The organism is Pseudomonas migulae (assembly GCF_043225285.1).
GTDB lineage: Bacteria > Pseudomonadota > Gammaproteobacteria > Pseudomonadales > Pseudomonadaceae > Aquipseudomonas > Aquipseudomonas migulae_C.
Window position 1 is genome coordinate 4984706 of sequence record NZ_CP171224.1, and the last position, 15354, is coordinate 5000059.

17 protein-coding genes are annotated in these 15354 nt (G+C 58.0%); 7 read left to right on the top strand and 10 right to left on the bottom strand.

The features are described 5' to 3' along the window. The first annotated feature begins 78 nt into the window (after positions 1 to 78). From tolQ to ACF6ZU_RS22875, 3 genes are read left to right on the top strand one after another with little or no spacing between them, the layout of a single operon-like run. A complete protein-coding gene (gene tolQ / locus ACF6ZU_RS22865; protein WP_392887228.1) occupies positions 79 to 780 on the top strand; it encodes a protein TolQ in 702 nt (233 codons plus the stop codon). A gap of 13 nt (positions 781 to 793) precedes the next feature. After that, positions 794 to 1240 (top strand): protein TolR, encoded by a 447-nt coding sequence (gene tolR / locus ACF6ZU_RS22870; RefSeq protein ID WP_392887230.1) that lies wholly within the window; start codon positions 794 to 796, stop codon positions 1238 to 1240. Next, positions 1237 to 2043, top strand: a complete 807-nt coding sequence (locus ACF6ZU_RS22875) for a TonB family protein (protein WP_392887232.1) — start codon at positions 1237 to 1239, stop codon at positions 2041 to 2043. The genes tolR and ACF6ZU_RS22875 overlap by 4 nt, the downstream gene beginning before the upstream one ends. 49 nt (positions 2044 to 2092) lie before the next feature. Here ACF6ZU_RS22875 and ACF6ZU_RS22880 read toward each other — a convergent pair whose 3' ends face one another. The 6 genes from ACF6ZU_RS22880 to ACF6ZU_RS22905 all read right to left on the bottom strand — a co-directional run bounded on the left by ACF6ZU_RS22880 (position 2093) and on the right by ACF6ZU_RS22905 (position 9476). Next, a complete protein-coding gene (locus ACF6ZU_RS22880) occupies positions 2093 to 2428 on the bottom strand; it encodes a DUF6124 family protein (protein ID WP_392887233.1) in 336 nt (111 codons plus the stop codon). 350 nt (positions 2429 to 2778) lie between these two features. After that, on the bottom strand, positions 2779 to 4965 hold the full coding sequence (locus ACF6ZU_RS22885; protein ID WP_392887235.1) for a lipase family protein: 2187 nt from the start codon (positions 4963 to 4965) through the stop codon (positions 2779 to 2781). Positions 4966 to 4977: 12 nt separating this feature from the next. Continuing rightward, entirely contained in the window at positions 4978 to 5772 is a 795-nt protein-coding gene (locus ACF6ZU_RS22890; protein ID WP_392893884.1) for a hypothetical protein, read from the bottom strand. Positions 5773 to 5785: 13 nt separating this feature from the next. Continuing rightward, positions 5786 to 6559: a hypothetical protein gene (locus tag ACF6ZU_RS22895; RefSeq protein WP_392887237.1), complete on the bottom strand. Its 774-nt coding sequence runs from the start codon at positions 6557 to 6559 to the stop codon at positions 5786 to 5788. Beyond that, positions 6556 to 7410, bottom strand: a complete 855-nt coding sequence (locus ACF6ZU_RS22900; protein ID WP_392887238.1) for a DUF4123 domain-containing protein — start codon at positions 7408 to 7410, stop codon at positions 6556 to 6558. Before ACF6ZU_RS22900 ends, ACF6ZU_RS22895 begins: the two co-directional genes overlap by 4 nt. After that, positions 7407 to 9476 (bottom strand): type VI secretion system tip protein VgrG, encoded by a 2070-nt coding sequence (locus ACF6ZU_RS22905; RefSeq protein ID WP_392887241.1) that lies wholly within the window; start codon positions 9474 to 9476, stop codon positions 7407 to 7409. Before ACF6ZU_RS22905 ends, ACF6ZU_RS22900 begins: the two co-directional genes overlap by 4 nt. A gap of 389 nt (positions 9477 to 9865) precedes the next feature. Between ACF6ZU_RS22905 and ACF6ZU_RS22910 the strand changes: the two genes are divergently transcribed. Then, positions 9866 to 10081 (top strand): molybdopterin-binding protein, encoded by a 216-nt coding sequence (locus tag ACF6ZU_RS22910; RefSeq protein WP_392887244.1) that lies wholly within the window; start codon positions 9866 to 9868, stop codon positions 10079 to 10081. Between the two features lie 146 nt (positions 10082 to 10227). Continuing rightward, entirely contained in the window at positions 10228 to 11454 is a 1227-nt protein-coding gene (locus ACF6ZU_RS22915; RefSeq protein WP_392887246.1) for an RtcB family protein, read from the top strand. A 9-nt stretch (positions 11455 to 11463) separates the two neighbouring features. Here ACF6ZU_RS22915 and ACF6ZU_RS22920 read toward each other — a convergent pair whose 3' ends face one another. After that, positions 11464 to 11892 carry a hypothetical protein gene (locus tag ACF6ZU_RS22920; RefSeq protein ID WP_392887247.1) on the bottom strand — a complete coding sequence of 143 codons (429 nt, stop codon included), beginning with the start codon at positions 11890 to 11892 and terminating at the stop codon, positions 11464 to 11466. Positions 11893 to 12010: 118 nt separating this feature from the next. Beyond that, positions 12011 to 12424, bottom strand: coding sequence for a VOC family protein (locus ACF6ZU_RS22925; protein ID WP_392887248.1), 414 nt, complete (start codon positions 12422 to 12424; stop codon positions 12011 to 12013). Here ACF6ZU_RS22925 and ACF6ZU_RS22930 point away from each other — a divergent pair. Beyond that, positions 12423 to 12632: a hypothetical protein gene (locus ACF6ZU_RS22930; RefSeq protein WP_392887249.1), complete on the top strand. Its 210-nt coding sequence runs from the start codon at positions 12423 to 12425 to the stop codon at positions 12630 to 12632. The genes ACF6ZU_RS22925 and ACF6ZU_RS22930 overlap by 2 nt on opposite strands. Before the next feature lie 17 nt (positions 12633 to 12649). Here the strand turns inward: ACF6ZU_RS22930 and ACF6ZU_RS22935 are convergent, their stop codons facing one another. Further along, the gene (locus ACF6ZU_RS22935; RefSeq protein WP_392887251.1) at positions 12650 to 13252 is read right to left on the bottom strand and encodes a TetR/AcrR family transcriptional regulator; all 603 of its coding nucleotides are present in this window, start codon (positions 13250 to 13252) and stop codon (positions 12650 to 12652) included. Continuing rightward, entirely contained in the window at positions 13239 to 14090 is an 852-nt protein-coding gene (locus ACF6ZU_RS22940; protein WP_392887253.1) for a 3-hydroxybutyryl-CoA dehydrogenase, read from the bottom strand. Before ACF6ZU_RS22940 ends, ACF6ZU_RS22935 begins: the two co-directional genes overlap by 14 nt. Positions 14091 to 14256: 166 nt before the next feature. On the opposite strand from ACF6ZU_RS22940, the gene ACF6ZU_RS22945 reads away from it, so the two are divergent. Beyond that, entirely contained in the window at positions 14257 to 15285 is a 1029-nt protein-coding gene (locus tag ACF6ZU_RS22945; RefSeq protein WP_392887255.1) for an AraC family transcriptional regulator, read from the top strand. Positions 15286 to 15354: the final 69 nt, after the last annotated feature.

Here is a 15354-nt window from a genome sequence, read left to right on the forward strand (position 1 = left end):
TGTCATCGCACTTTCATCCAATAGCTCAACGGCCGTCGCGCATCGACGGCCCGCGAGCGCCACACAAGGAGTTTCACCATGCAGGCCACGCTCGAACACATGACGATCTGGGGGCTGATCAGCGACGCCAGTCTGTTGGTCAAGGCGGTCATGCTCACCCTGTTGCTGGCGTCTTTGATCAGCTGGTACTTGATCATCCAGCGCGGTCGCGTGCTGCAACAGCGCGAGCGGCAGATGAATGCGTTCGTACAGCGCTTTCGCGGCGCATCCGACCTGTTGCCGCTGTACCGGGAAACCGCGGGCAACGACAGTGGCGTGGCCCCGGTTTTTCATGCCGGGCTGCACGAGTTCAATCTGCTCAATCAGCGCTCGGGCAATTCCCCTGACGTGGTGCTCGAAGGTGTCGAGCGCGCGTTGTACGTGGCCATCAGCGAACAGGAAGTGCAGCTGGAAAAAGGTTTGCAGTTCCTCGCCACGGTGGGTTCGGTCAGCCCTTACATCGGTCTGTTCGGCACGGTGTGGGGGATCATGAATTCCTTCCTCGGCCTGTCCCAGGTGCAGCAAGCGACGCTGTCGACCGTAGCGCCCGGCATCGCCGAAGCGCTGATCGCCACGGCCATCGGCCTGTTCGCGGCGATTCCGGCGGTGATGGCCTACAACCGTTATTCCTCTCGTAGCCAGACCTTGCTCACGCGCTACTACGCCTTCGGCAACGAGCTTCAGGTGCGTCTGCATCGCACGTTGCACGGCACGCCGATGAACCTGGCCGCCGCCGCTTGAGAGGAGCGTGAAAATGTTGATCAAACCGCAACGCAAGCACGGACCCAAGGCCGAAATGAACGTGGTGCCGTACATCGACGTGATGTTGGTGCTGCTGGTGATTTTCATGGTCACCGCGCCGATGCTGACCCAGGGCGTGAAGATCGAATTGCCCAAGATCGCCAGTGAAGCCCTGGCCACTGATACGCGCCAGCAGATACTCACGTTGTCGGTGAAGGCCGAGGGCGGTTACTACTGGAACCTAAGCGGTGAACTGGACACGCAACACCAGACCGACAGCGCCGTGAGCCTCGACGACATGCGGGCAAAAGTGGCGCAGATCGTGGCCGAGCGCCAGGACACCCAGGTCTACATTCGCGCAGACAAGGACGCCGGCTACGGCAGCGTCGTCGCGGCCATGGCGGCGTTGCAGCAGGGCGGCGTCAGCAACCTCGGGCTGGTGACCGAGGCCCCGCAATGACGGCGATGATCATGCACAGCCCCTCCCTGACGTTGCCGCGCATGGTTCGCAGCGGGTTCTGGCAGAACAGCCTGGCGGCGAGTCTCGCGCTGGCGCTACACGGGATCGTCTTGGCGCTGCTGGTGCATGGCTGGTCGCCGGAGAAACCGCGCGTCGAGCCGCCTGCCGTGTTGCGGACTCAACTGGTGATGTTGTCACCGGCGCCGCAACGTGTGGCACCTGAACCGGCACCGGCATTGGTCGAACCAGCACCGCCCGAGCCGGTGATTGCTGCGCCCGCCAAACCCGTTGTCGATCCACAGATCCAGGGGCAAAAACTCGAACAGGCCGCGTTGGCGCGCAAGCGTGTCGAAGACAAGAAGCGCGACCTTCAGGCCGAGCAGCAACGCCAGCGTCTGGACGCGGAAAAGCGCAGCCGCGAGGCGGAACAACAACGCCTTGCCGAACAGCAAGCGCAACAGGCGCACCAAGCCGAACAGGCACGCCTGAGCGCCGAGCGCGCCCGCCAGCAAGCGGCACAGGCCGCCGCCAACAGCCGCGAATATTTGCCCTTGAGCAAGGATGCACCGGACTACCCGCAACGGGCGCTGGACAAGAACATCGAAGGCGACTGCACCGTGGAGTACACCGTCAATCCCCAGGGCAAAGTGGAAAATCCCAAGGTGCTCGACGGCTGTCATCCGCTGTTCATTCGCCCGTCACTGGTGGCGGCCAACACCTTTCGCTATCAGCCGAAAGTCGTTGGCGGGCAGGTGGTCTCGGTGCCGGCGGTGCGTAATACCTTTCACTATCGGATCAAGTGATTGGGTCAGTAGCGTGACGAGGAAACATGCCCTCGCCACAGGACAGCACTTACTCGACCGGATCGAGTTGATCGAGCGCCCGGTTCACACTGAGTTCGGCCAGCATGATGACCTGGGCAATGCCCAACAGGGCATTGACGCTGGTCCCGTAGGTGCGATCCGCCAGATCCATGGTCATGACATGGGCCGAGGCCAGTGATACGCACGCATCGTCCAGTAGGGTTTGGGTATCGATTTGCGGGTCGATGATGTACATCGTGCAAGGTTTGCGTGGGGTGGCGCGGATGTCGGCGGCGGAGGGGATGCGGTCGGGGTCTTCGGGGTGGTTTACGGAATCGAGATTTTCGGGGGCTGTTTCTGGCGGATTGGGTGTTGGCTTAATCATTGATGAAACTCCTGGGATGTAAATGAGGAGCCATCACCCTTCGCTACCAAACGAGTGGGTGGCAGCCATACGCAGGTTGGTAGACCGGTCCAGGAACCCGGCGCGTCCGAAGACGCCCCGCGCATGGCCACCATAATGCAGCAGTGCTCAAGCTACTCTGCAAAGGGTGGCGCGATGCGCCTGGAAAATCCGGGCTACCAAACCCGATCACTGATTTTCAGCGACCGACCCACGATAAAACCCGACCCCAAGGCGCACAAGCCGGCGGATTCTGGCGTAACCGTAGGCAATGACGCAAGGCGCTGTAGCTTTCGTGAAGTAACCGGTGGGGCTTTTAAACACGGGCGTGTTTAACAGATTGAATCGATATCCAGCGTGTACGGCGCACCGACTGTGTGCCCATAAATCGAAGCTGTCAGCGCGTCATCTTCAGCGGTTTCCGGCGCCGTAGCGAACGGGTCTTCAACCTTGTTCTCGGGATGCGCCAGCCAACGATCGACGTTCTTCATCAGCTCTTCGGGCTGCTCGTATAGCGATCCGTAGAGCGCTTGTGCGCTGATCCTCTCAGGTTGAATCTTTTTGAGCCGGTTAACGGTGGTTTCGATCTTGCTCCGCTCAACTCTCAGCGCGGTGATGATTTTTTCTCGCGTGCGAGCATAAGCGTCCGAACGCCCGGGCAAATTATTTTCTTCATCCCTGAGCTGCCGAGTAATTCGTGCCAGCGAACTCGTGATCGAATTAAATTCGATATCGGTAACTCTCGACTTTTTCGATTCGTGCGCAACCTTCCACCGCAGCAAAACAGCCCAACACGCCGGAACATACCCGCCGGTCATCGAATGATTCCCAGCCTGGAAAATCTGCGCCAGCAAGGACGGTCGATCCGGCAACCCGTTTTTCTGTTGAATCGCCAAACTGCACGCGGCATGTTGAGTAATGGTGTCGCAGCCAGGGTCCCACAGGATTGCGGACATTTTCCCACGCTCAAACTCCACCGGCATGAAGTGCCGCAACGAACCATGGTGATCGTAGGGCTCGCCAGTCCAGTTAGTGATGCCCGCAAAAAACACCGACAACCCGGCCGGCACGTGGGCAAACGTCAAGGCCAAACCTGCCGTGAAGACGCCGGCCTTGGTGTCCATCCAGGTGCCCGGCACGCTCGGCACCGGGTCGTTGTGATTGACGATGCGGTGATGCACCAGGTCCACAGCGTTTTTGATGAAGTTGGCATCGCCGGCACGGGGTGCGCCGTAGGTGTAGAGCTGGAGGGTGTATCCCTCAGTTCTGCGACGCAGCATTTCCGAAAGTATCAAAGCCACTGCGCCACCGAGGCTGTGGCCGCAGATCACGAGGTTTTGCCCTGAGTAGAATTTATCCAAGTATTTCAAGACGAAGTCGTAAGCTTTTTGCGCAGACTCGTAGAAGCCACGATGGACCTTGCTTTCCGTATCTTCAAAAGGCACTTGGGAGGCATCGGCATCGCGCAACCCATCCGCCATAAGTTCGGACGTGCCACGCACGGCAATCAGGATCAATTCGTCATTGTGAGTAATGAACGCTTGGGTATCCGTCGTTTTCTCTCCCTGCTTTCTGTCATCGAGAAAGTGAACTTTCGCAGGGTTTTCCTGATTGTCTTTTAGACCAGGTTTGTTGACGGCATACAGGTTTGGATCGAATGGCACGATTTCCAGACGTTTGGAGTACGGGACATCCTCGTACAGTGGGTAGAAAGCTTTTGTTTGCGCCGCATCGACACGCCACAGCTCATCGGCCTTAGCTAATGCATCTCCAAACCAGTTTCCGACGCTCGGTTGGAAAGGGAATGATACTGACCCTGATTCAATGGGACGTTTTTCAGGTTTCATGCCGAACGGGCAATAGCTCAATGTCGCCATCAAAGCGAGTTGATAGAGATTCAGTACACAAAACTCGGGGCTTATAGACAGCATTGGGCGTAATGCCCGAAGAGGGCGCACTTCCAGCACAGTGTGTTTTTGCGGCATCAGGGCAACGCCTAGCTTGCGGTGTTGGCCCATAATCTTCGCGGTGCCCGTGCTGTGGGGAAAATGTCGATAAACTTCGGGAGGTAAGTGCGTGACATGCTCAACCAGATGGCACACTTCTACCTGGAGGAATATGTCGGCACAGTCTTGGGCTGGATTATTTTTGGTGCGGGTTGAATTCTTGTTCAAATAGCGGGTTTGTTCGGCGCGTACCTGGAGTTCAGTAATTTTTAACGGGTAATGAGGTCTTTCCTGTAGAAGCGAGTAGTATTTTTCAAGACCTTCGTACTGTTGGTTAAGCAGGAGCGCCACTGGCCCCGCAGAATGATTTTCTATTGTGGCCGCGCCAGTAATGTCCAGATTGCCACTGTATTCGAGCCCTTCCGAGTCCACAGCAGTAAATGTTAGTCCAGCGTAAGGCTCCCCTGATCCGGATTCGTCGACCAACTGAAAGCTAGTCCACTTACCCTGAAGCGGGCAGCCAAGCACACGATTGCTCAGCCTGGACTCCATCTCTTTTTCCAAGGATGTCATATCAAAATCTCCTTATTCCGTGCACCCGGGGTAAATAGTGCAGACGCGTCCATCCACCATTTTGAAGCTGCTAAAGTCTTTATGATTTCCGAAGCAAAACGCGTATTGATCTTCAAAGTTATCGCCCATACAGCGCTTCCAACCATCAGGAACTTTGACCCAAGTGTCACCAATGGCGGGCCTTTCCACTTCCGCCAACGTGATCTTCATTTTTACGGTCTTACCTGGCAGTTGGCTGAGGGTGTAAGCCGAGAACGGATGGCCTCGGTCCAACTCGCCATTGGCATCAGTTGACTTGCAGTCAAGAATTTTTCGGAGGATGCGAGGCTTACCTGAGGTGCGAAACAGCCACTGGCATTGACCGTAAAAGACACTTTCTCCCGTTTCGTCGAAAGTACTTCTGTACTTGCTTTCCACCTCATCGCGAATGACGACTGTTGCGAAATCTCCACTGAAATCGCCTCTTTGTTTGCCGTAAGAGGAGTTGATTTCGAGATCAATTTTCCAAATAACCAACGGACAGCCACTGACTCTCCTGTACATAGGGATTTCAGAGTTCGGCGTGTAACTTTCACGCCATTTCATGTTGTACCCAACTTCAGTGTTTCTTCCCCCCGGCACGGTGCAGGTTTCGCTCTTGGCGGGGACGTATACGGCAACGGCTTGATAGGCAAAATTGGGCGGCAAATCCGCAGTGAAGGTGAATGTGTCCCGCTGGTTGTTTGCGCACCCTGTGATTAACGCAATGGAGCAGCTGACAGCAGAAAGTTTCAGCAGAAATTTTTGCTGCGAAGAAAAAATTGGCATGTGATCAATGTCCTTATTCCGTGCAGCCTGGGTAAATAGTGCAGATGCGGCCATCTGGCATTTTGAAAGTGCTGAAATCAGAGCGATTTCCAAAACAGAACGCATCCTGATCTTCAAAACTTTTCCCCATGCATCGCTTCCATCCACCGGGTACTTCGACCCATGTGTCACCCCAGCCTGGCTTTTCTTCCGCAGCCAAACTGATCTTCATTTTGACGGTTTTGCCTTTCAACTGATCGAGGCTATACCCCGCAACGGGGTGGTCGCGTTCCGTCTCACCTCGGGCGTTCGCTGTCTTGCAATCAAGGATTTTGACAATGCGTCGCTGCGCACCTGAAGTGCGAAACAGCCACTGACAATGACCGAAGAAAGTGCTTTCACCTGCTTCATTGAACGTGCCTTTGTATTGTTCCTCCAGATCATCGCGGACGATGACCATTGCGCTGTCCCCACCGATGTCCCCTCGATGTGTCCAATAGGAAGCTTTGATATCCAAATTGATTCGGCTGATTACCAGCGGACAGCCACTGACTGTTCGATACATGGCAATTTCAGAATTTGGTAGGTAGCCTTCGCGCCATTTCAAGTTGTACCCCACGGCCGTATTCCTTCCCCCCGGCACGTTGCAGGTTTCACCCTTGGCGGGCATATACTCGGCGATGGCCTTGTAGGCAAAATCGGGCGGTAAATCGGCGGTAAAGGTGAATGTCTCCGGTTGCCCGCCAGAGCAACCCGAGACCAACGCAAGGCAACAACCCACACCTGCAATGCCCGTTATCAGTCTCATATCGACACATCCTCCTTCCAAAAATCGACTAACAATCTCACCCGTTCAACATGCTCCACCGGACTCTCATCCTCTTTCACCCCCCACTGCGGCGACAGCGCAAACCCCGGTGCCTGCAAGCTCTGAATCAACAGAAACGCCAACTGCTCCGGCTCAACCCAACCCCACTCATCCGCCAGCGCCAAACGCTCCCGCAACCACACATCCGGGTCATGCACTTCGGCAAGGTTGGCGTATGCCTCAACATGCTCGGCCAGCAAGTAACGATGGGCGTTGAGCCGCCGTATTTCCGAGGCTTGGGGGTGGGGCAGGGGCGTGTGCAACCAGAGTGGGTTGTCCGGCACGGGATACGTTTTAGGGGCGGGGTTTTGAGCGGTTTTCCAGGTCGTGCCGTCCCAGTAACAGACGCTGATCGTTGGTCCCAGAAAGGCCGGATATTCTTCTGGCGGAAGATGTTGCAGCGCGCGGCTCAACACTCGGTTGTCGTGAAAGCGGTACAGCGCCTGATAGGGCCGCGTCCCGACAATCAAGCGCTGTTGCCAGTGATTGACCAATCCACGCAAGGCACCTTTTTCCACGCTCGCGAGCCAGCCCCAGTTGCGTTCGGGATGATCGAGCAGGTCGTCGAGGCGTCTGTCGCCGGACTGTTCCAGGGTGAAAATAAACGGACCGGCATCGGCCAGATTCGCGAGGCTGGTGCCGTTGTAGACGCTCAGGTATTGGTCATGTCCGCTGGCTTTCATCAGTAACTGACGGGTGTGGCGTTCGTTCTGCGAGTCCAGCACCAGACACAGTTCATGGCCAAGGCGGCGTTGTTCGTTCATCCATTGGCGGGGGATTGGGTTGATCATGCGGCGGCTCCTTGGGTTGGGCAGACGCCATCTCGGCAGGCTTCGCAGATCGGGCAGAAGTCCGCCGCCAGTGCGTTGCTTGCGGCCATCAGTGCGGGTTGGGAAGAGGCGAGCATGGGCGGTAGCGCCGGGGGAACAGACAAACCATCAACTGACCGAGGTGCAGCGACCGAGGCGGCTGGCACGTGCATCGGCGCGCCACCGATCTGGTAGGCGCTGCTGCCGAATATCCCGCCGCCACCTACCTGTAAATGTTCACCACCGCCTTCGATCAAGACCTTGGTTGAGGCTTTCAAAATGATCAGATCGGCTTCAATAACAATGGCCCGGCCAGCACTGAAGGCCAGCGTTTGATCAACATGGGTGTGGCTGTTGCCGGTCACTTGCAGGTAATCGTTGGCCTTGAGCTGCGTGTGCCGATCACCACTGGTGGTGCGGTGCTCCGTGGAGTGAAGCACGGTCATGCTGTCGCCCTTGACGGTGATACGCTGCTCGTTGCCGACCTCGAGGCGGCTGTCGTTTTCGATCCGTTGTTCCATGTCCCGCTGGGCGCGCAGGTAAATCAATTCCTGGCCGGCGCGGTCTTCAACGTGCAGCTCGCTGAACCCGGTGCTGTTCGGTGTACTGTGCGAACGGAAGACGCTGCGGGTTTTGTTGGCAGGTAATTCGTAGGGCACAGGATTGGCACTGTTGGGGAGACAGCCGCTGATTTCCGGGTGATCGGGATCGCCGTTCTGAAAGGAAACCTGAACTTCCATGCCGACTCTTGGCACGGCGAAACCACCGAAGGCATTGCCGGCCAGGAGCGACGAAACCCGCAGCCAGCAGCTGCTTTTATCGTCGTGACGACCTTCGCGGTCCCAGAAGAACTGCACCTTGACCCGACCGAAATCGTCGCAGTGGATTTCCTCGCCTTTCGGGCCGGTGACCACGGCGCTCTGCACGCCGGCGATGCGCGGTTTGTCGCGGGTAAGGGGAGAGCGGTAGATCACGTCCCAGGGCGTGGCGAGGAACTGGTTGCGATAACCCTGAAAGCCGTTTTCAACGCCGGCGCCGGTGTAGGCCGCGTACTGCTGCAGGACTTGCGGCTGCGCGCCTTCGTGCTTGATCTCGGTCAGCAACCACAGGTCGTTCCACTCTTCGTCCGGGTGCTCGGACAACGGCAGGAAGTGCCCGCAGAGCAGCATTGGTTGATCGCTTTTGCCTCGCGCCACCCGGCACTCGGCGCCGTGACGGTCCTGCGCGCGTCGGCTCAACTGTTTGCCGCGCTCGCGCTGGGTGAAACGCCCGGGGTATTGGTAATCCTCCAGCGCCGGTTGAGTCCCGGAAATGTCGGATCGGCTCTCTGCCTCCAGCAAGATTCGCGCTTTTTTGAAGTCGTAATCGCGGCGCGTTGTACGGTGGGTGCCGGCTTTCACCTCTACGTCAAAATGGTTGATCACCGGCGTTTCAGCGACCAGGCCATTGTCGTGTTTAAAACGTGTCGGACGGTCGAGGCGGGGAAATACGGTCTGGTCGTCGCCGAACACCATCAGGTGTTTTTCGCGGCTGTGCTGGAAGTGGTAGTGCAGGCCTTCCTCCTGGCAGAGGCGTTCGATGAAGGCTCTGTCGGATTCGTTGTACTGAACGCAGTACTCGCGATCCGGGTAAACACTGCCCAGTTGAAATTGGTGGAAATCTCGATGGATGCCGTGACTTTCGAGCACCTGCGCAATGATTTGCGGGACGCTCAGTTGCTGGAAAATCCGGCAGTTGGTGCGGTGATCGAGGTACGCCAGTCGAGGCACCAGCGTCACGCTGTAGCGGGTCAGGCCATGGCCGAGACTGCCTTTGCCCACGCAGTGAATTTGCCCGTGAATACCGTCGCCAATGTTGTTGAAGGCTAGGAAGGCCAGTTTGTTCAGCAGCTCGTTCGGGTCCAGGTCGCGCTTGTCGCTGACCAGTTCGATCTCAAAGGCGTAGGGCTTGCTGATGCATTCCTTGCCGGTGAACTTGAGCACCTGCAGGTCGTGTTGAACGTCGTTGATCGTGAGGTTGAAGGCGGCATGCGGTTTTGCGTTAAACATCCAGGGTTCCTTTTCCTGTGACGTGGCACAGGCTCCGGGACGTTGGTGCAACACGTGTAAATGACCGTCCTTGGCCAGATAAACAGAACGTCCCGTTGCCGGGTTCTGTGTAACGCTACCAAGGGCTGGTAGGAATTGATGTCGGACGGTTCCCAAATTGCTGTTACATGTCTGTAGGACTTGCCGGCCATGGGGGCTTTGAGATCGCCATCGCCAGCAGGCTGGCTCCTACAGGTTTTTGTGTGCGCGACGAGCGCAGGCAAGCCTTTATATTTCTAAAAGGTATAAATAGATAATTATATATTCCTTTTAATGTTATTCCCTGAGGTGCATTTTGAGTGCCTGGCCATCCGTTCGGATGTGTTCGATCTCATACAGGAAGCTTCAACATGACCATCAAAGCGATCAACGTCCGTAACCAGTTCAAGGGCGTCATCAAGGAAATCGTCGAAGGCGACGTGGTCTCGGAAATCGACGTGCAAACCGCTTCCGGGATCGTCACTTCGGTGATCACCACCCGTTCGGTGCGTGATCTTGAATTGAAGGTCGGCAGTGAAGTGATCGCGTTCGTCAAATCCACCGAGGTGTCGATCGCCAAGTTGTGAAGCTTCGGGGGCGCCGAGGACACCCGGCAGCTCCGTTGCAGCGGTTCGGGCTGGAAGCGTGGTTTCGCTGCGATACTATGAAGACTCAACGGACGGCTCAGTCTTCATAAACTCGCCGAACATCGGCCAGCGCAAAGAACCGGATCATGCAAGACCGTACCTATCAACTGCTCGAAGTCGCCAACGGCAAACCGATCAAGCTCTGGACCGAAGGCGTGCCGGTAGAAACCGAAGCCAGGCAGCAATTGATCAACACCGCGAAGATGCCGTTTATCTTCAAGCACCTGGCGGTGATGCCCGATGTGCACCTGGGCAAGGGCTCGACCATCGGCAGTGTGATTCCCACCCTCGGCGCTATCATCCCGGCCGCCGTCGGGGTGGACATTGGCTGCGGCATGATCGCCGCGCGCACCTCGCTGACCGCTGCGGATCTGCCGGATAATCTGCACGGTTTGCGTTGCGCGATCGAAAAAGCGGTGCCCCATGGGCACACCGTCGGTCGTGGCGTTCGGGACACAGGTGCCTGGGACAACGTTCCCAGGCAGGCCGATCGTGCCTGGGGTGCATTGCACCCACGGTTCAAGGCGATTACCGACAAATACCCAAAATTGGCCAACACCAACAATCGCGCACACTTGGGCACGCTGGGCAGCGGTAATCACTTCGTTGAAGTTTGCGTGGATGAGGCCGACCGGGTCTGGTTCATGCTGCACAGCGGTTCACGCGGGGTGGGCAATGCCATTGGCAACCTGTTCATCCAATTGGCTCAGGCCGACATGCGCCAGCACCTCGCCAATCTGCCGGACCGGGACCTGGCTTACTTCAAAGAAGGCAGCCGGCATTTTGATGATTACGTCGAAGCCGTGGATTGGGCCCAGGATTTCGCCAGGCAGAACCGTGCGTTGATGATGCAGTCGGTGATTCAGGCGACCCGGAAAGTGATCGGCAAGCCGTTCGACGTCGCCCTGGAGGCGGTGAACTGCCACCACAACTACGTGCAGAAAGAGCGGCATTTTGGCCAGGAAATTCTGGTCACCCGCAAAGGCGCGGTGTCGGCGCAGAAGGGAGAGCTGGGGATCATTCCAGGGTCGATGGGCGCGAAAAGCTTCATTGTGCGCGGGCTCGGCAATGAACAATCATTCTGCTCTTGCAGCCACGGGGCGGGTCGCACCATGAGCCGGACCAAAGCGAAAAGCCTGTTCACCGTCGAAGACCAGATCCGCGCCACCGCCCACGTTGAGTGCCGCAAGGATGCGGCGGTGATCGATGAAATACCGATGGCCTACAAAGACATCGATCACGTGATGCACGCCCAACGCGAGCTGGTGGAAGTACTGCATACCTTGCGTCAGGTGGTGTGCGTCAAGGGTTAAGCGCGGCCGCTACCGGTACTTGATCACGATCCCCTTGAGTTTGCGCCCTTCAATGGTTCTGACATCGCGAGCCCACAGCGGCCCGTTGACGTAGGCGCCCATCGGCTGGATATGGTCATAGACCACCACCACGGCATCACCACCGAGCTTGGCCGATTCGTCCCGCAGTTTTTCTTCGACCTGAGTGATGGGCGGGGCGGGATCAACGCTGGCGTCGATCAGCACTTCACCCAAACGAATGTGCGGACGAAGGGGTTCGGTGCGCAACACCACGACCTCACTGGCCATCGTCGGCGCGGGATGTTCGACGCCCACATAAGCGGTGGTCTGGGCATCGACCGTGGCGCAACCACTCAACGCCAGCAGGGCGGCGACAAGTGCTGTTGCCAGCAGCGATATTTTTAAACGGGTGGACCAGGGCGCGTCATAGGCAGGCATGGTGGGGTTCCTCCGGAGCGGCTGCGCGATGCGGGGTGGCCTGTTGACGGTAGCAGACGGTCCGGGAGTTTCCAGAAAGCCCAGCCTTTTCAGGTTGGGCTTTTTCATGCCTTGGGGCTCACTGATCCTTTTCGCAGTTGACCATCCACGACACGCCAAACCGGTCGACCAGCATGCCGAAGCGTGCGGCCCAGAAGGTCGCTTCCAGGGGCATTTGCACGCTGCCGTCTTCGGCCAGCGCGTTAAAGACCCGTTCCGCCTCGGCAATGCTGTCGACGTTCAGCGAGACCGAACAACCGGCCATGTCATCAGTGGGGCGATCCGGTGTAGTGTCCGACCCCATGATTGCCTGATCGCCCACCGACAGGCGGGTGTGAATGATCAGGTTGTGCAGATCTGCCGGGACGTGCTCGCGCGCCGGGGTTTCGCCGAAGGTCATCATGGCGTCGAGCGTGCCCTGCAGCGCCTCGGCATAGAAAGTGAACGCGGCTTTGCAGTCGCCGTTGAAGATGAGGTAGGGATTGATTTTCATGTTTGCTCCCGTTGACGAAGGCGGAGGTTTTCCCTGTAGGAGCGAGCCTGCTCGCGATGGTCTCCAGAACGCCGCGTTTACCCAGACAGCACGCGTTATCGTTAACGACCATCGCGAGCGAGCTCGCTCCTACAACGGCATCAGCAAAGCCTTAGAGGGGGAGATTGGCAAAAATCGTTTAGATGGTTTTTCTATTGAACCGCTTTGATTTATCGCGCGCCGCCATTAGGCCGCATCCCGTGGCGCCGAGGGACGCAACAAACGTTCGATGGCCCCACCCACGAGGTTTTCCAGCATTTCGTCGCGCTCATGTTCATTCAACGCCTGGTTCGCCAGCCAGCAGGGTGCGCTGTTGAGCAGATTGGCTATGGTGTGTCCGACGGCCTGTTGCGCCTGTTCACTGAGACGGGATTTGCTCCCGAGCATCCGCAGCAATGTGCGTTCGTACTGTTCGCGCAATTGCCGGACCCGCGCTTGCTGTTCGTCATTCAGACAACCGCTGTCGCGTTCCGTCAGGCGAAAATGCCAGGGCATTTCCTGATGCAAAGTCAGGTGCGCGCGGATCAGGCAGCTGAGCCTGTCGCGTTTTGCCGGCGCCTGTTGCTCGATGCGCCCCAAGGTTGCCAACAGCTCCTCGTAAAACTCCTCGATCAGGTCGAGCAGCAAGTGCTGTTTGCTGGGGTAATGATGATACAACGAGCCCGGGGAGAGCCCCAGGCACGTCGCGAGCTCACGCATGCCGACCTGACCGAAACCCTTGCTGGCAAACAGTTCCAGCACCTTGTCCCGGTACTCGGCAAAGCGCGAGCAACGCTCAGGCATAGGCATGGAAGCCACGCCCCGTTTTGCGTCCCAGATAGCCGGCGGCGACCATTTCCTTGAGCAGTGGCGCAGGGCGGTATTTGCTGTCGTTGAACCCGTCGTAGAAGGCTTCGAGAATCGCCAGCACGGTGTCCAGGCCGATCAGGTCGGCCAGGGCCAGCGGGCCGATGGGCTGGTTGCATCCCAGGCGCATGCCGGCGTCGATGTCGTCGGCGCTGGCCAGGCCTTCCTGAAACACCAGGATCGCTTCGTTGATCATCGGCACCAGAATCCGGTTCACCACGAAGCCCGGGCGGTTGCCGGCGGTGATCGCGGTTTTGCCGAGGGTGGTCGCCATGTCCAGCGCCAGGGCGTGGGTCGCGTCGCTGGTTTGCAGGCCGCGAATCACTTCGATCAGGCCCATCACCGGCACCGGATTGAAGAAGTGCAGGCCGATGAAGCGTTCAGGCTGGCTGACGCTGGCAGCGAGCTGGGTGATGGACAGTGACGACGTGTTGGAGGCAATCACACACTCGGTGCCGACCTGCGCGGCGATCTGTTGCAGAACGCGCAGTTTCAGGTCGAGGTTTTCAGTGGCCGCTTCGATCACCAGTTGTGCCGACTGCAAGCTGCTGTAATCGGTGCTGGTGCGGATCTTGTCGAGGGTGGCGAGTTTCTGTTCTGGCGTCAGCGTGTTCTTGGCGATCTGCCGATCGAGGTTTTTGCCGACGGTCGTGAGGGCTTTTTGCAATGCGCTCTCGGAGATATCGATCAAGGTCACGTTGAAGCCGGCCTGGGCGCAGACTTGCGCAATGCCGTTGCCCATGGTGCCGGCGCCGATCACGCCAATGTTTTGCAGATTCATCTACACGTCCTTCCCGTCAAACCCTGCGATACCTTGGCCGACACACTGGCCGAAGGCGTACTATTGGCCGCGAGTCTAGAACCGGCGGGGCGGTTGTCCTATGCCGAAACTGTTCAACGGTGCTGGTGTTTTTTGCCATTCGGGTGATGGGGAGCGAAGCGTTCAAATGCGGGAAAAGGACTCGGTGGCCGCCTACTTTGTGCAGGCGATGATCCATGGGCTGGGGGACAATCCGCAGCGCCTCGGGGTTGCACTGGAACAGGCCGGTATCGACCCCGCGTTGATCGGGCAGCCAACGGCACGGGTGCCGGCCAGTGCGTTCGCGGCGTTATGGCTGATCCAGATCCGCGAACTGAACGACGAGTTCTTCCGGCTCGACTCCCATGGCATGCCGCCGGGCAGCTTCGCCCTGATCTGCCGGGCCCTGATTCAGGAGCCGGACCTGCACAAAGCCATGCGCCAGTGCCTGAACAACTTTGCCCTGTTTCTCCACGACTTCCGCGGCACGCTGACGGTGCGTGGCAAACGCGCGGTCATCAGCCTGGAAACCCGGGCGCAAAATGATGATCTGGCGCGGTTCGGCGAAGAGACGTTCCTGGTGCTGATGATCAGCCTGATGTGCTGGCTGGGCGGGCGGCGCATTCCCATCGACCGCGCGGACTTCCGTCATGAACGGGTGTCGCTCAGTGATGACCGTTTGCTCTGGGGCCCGAACCTGACCTTCGGCGCTGAACGCACCGAAATCGAATTCGCCAGCCACTACCTGCGCTTGCCGGTGGTTCAGGACCTGGCCTCGCTGAAGGTGTTCCTGCGCACTGCGCCGCAATGGCTGGTGATCCGCTTTCGCAACCAGCATGGGCTTGCGTCGCAAGTTCACCAGCGTTTGCGCAACAGCCACTACAGCCAATGGCCGACGCTGCAGGCCTTCGCACTGGAACAACACCTCAGCCCCAGCACCTTTCGCCGCAAGCTGGAGCGGGAAGGGTGTTCGTACCAGGAGATCAAGGATGAAGTACGCCGCGGGGTTGCGTTTGAACAGTTGCGGCAGAGCAAGGCCAGCATTGGCGACATTGCCGAGCAACTGGGTTTTCAAGAACCGAGTGCGTTTCACCGGGCATTCAAGAAGTGGACGGGGGAGAGTCCTGGGCGGTATCGGGCGCGGTTTTCGGAACAGGTGACGTCGGACACGGATTGAGTTTTTGTCCTGTTTTTCTTTGTTGAATGTAGGAAGATTTTTCGCTTGTAGTCCCACTTGTAATCCCGA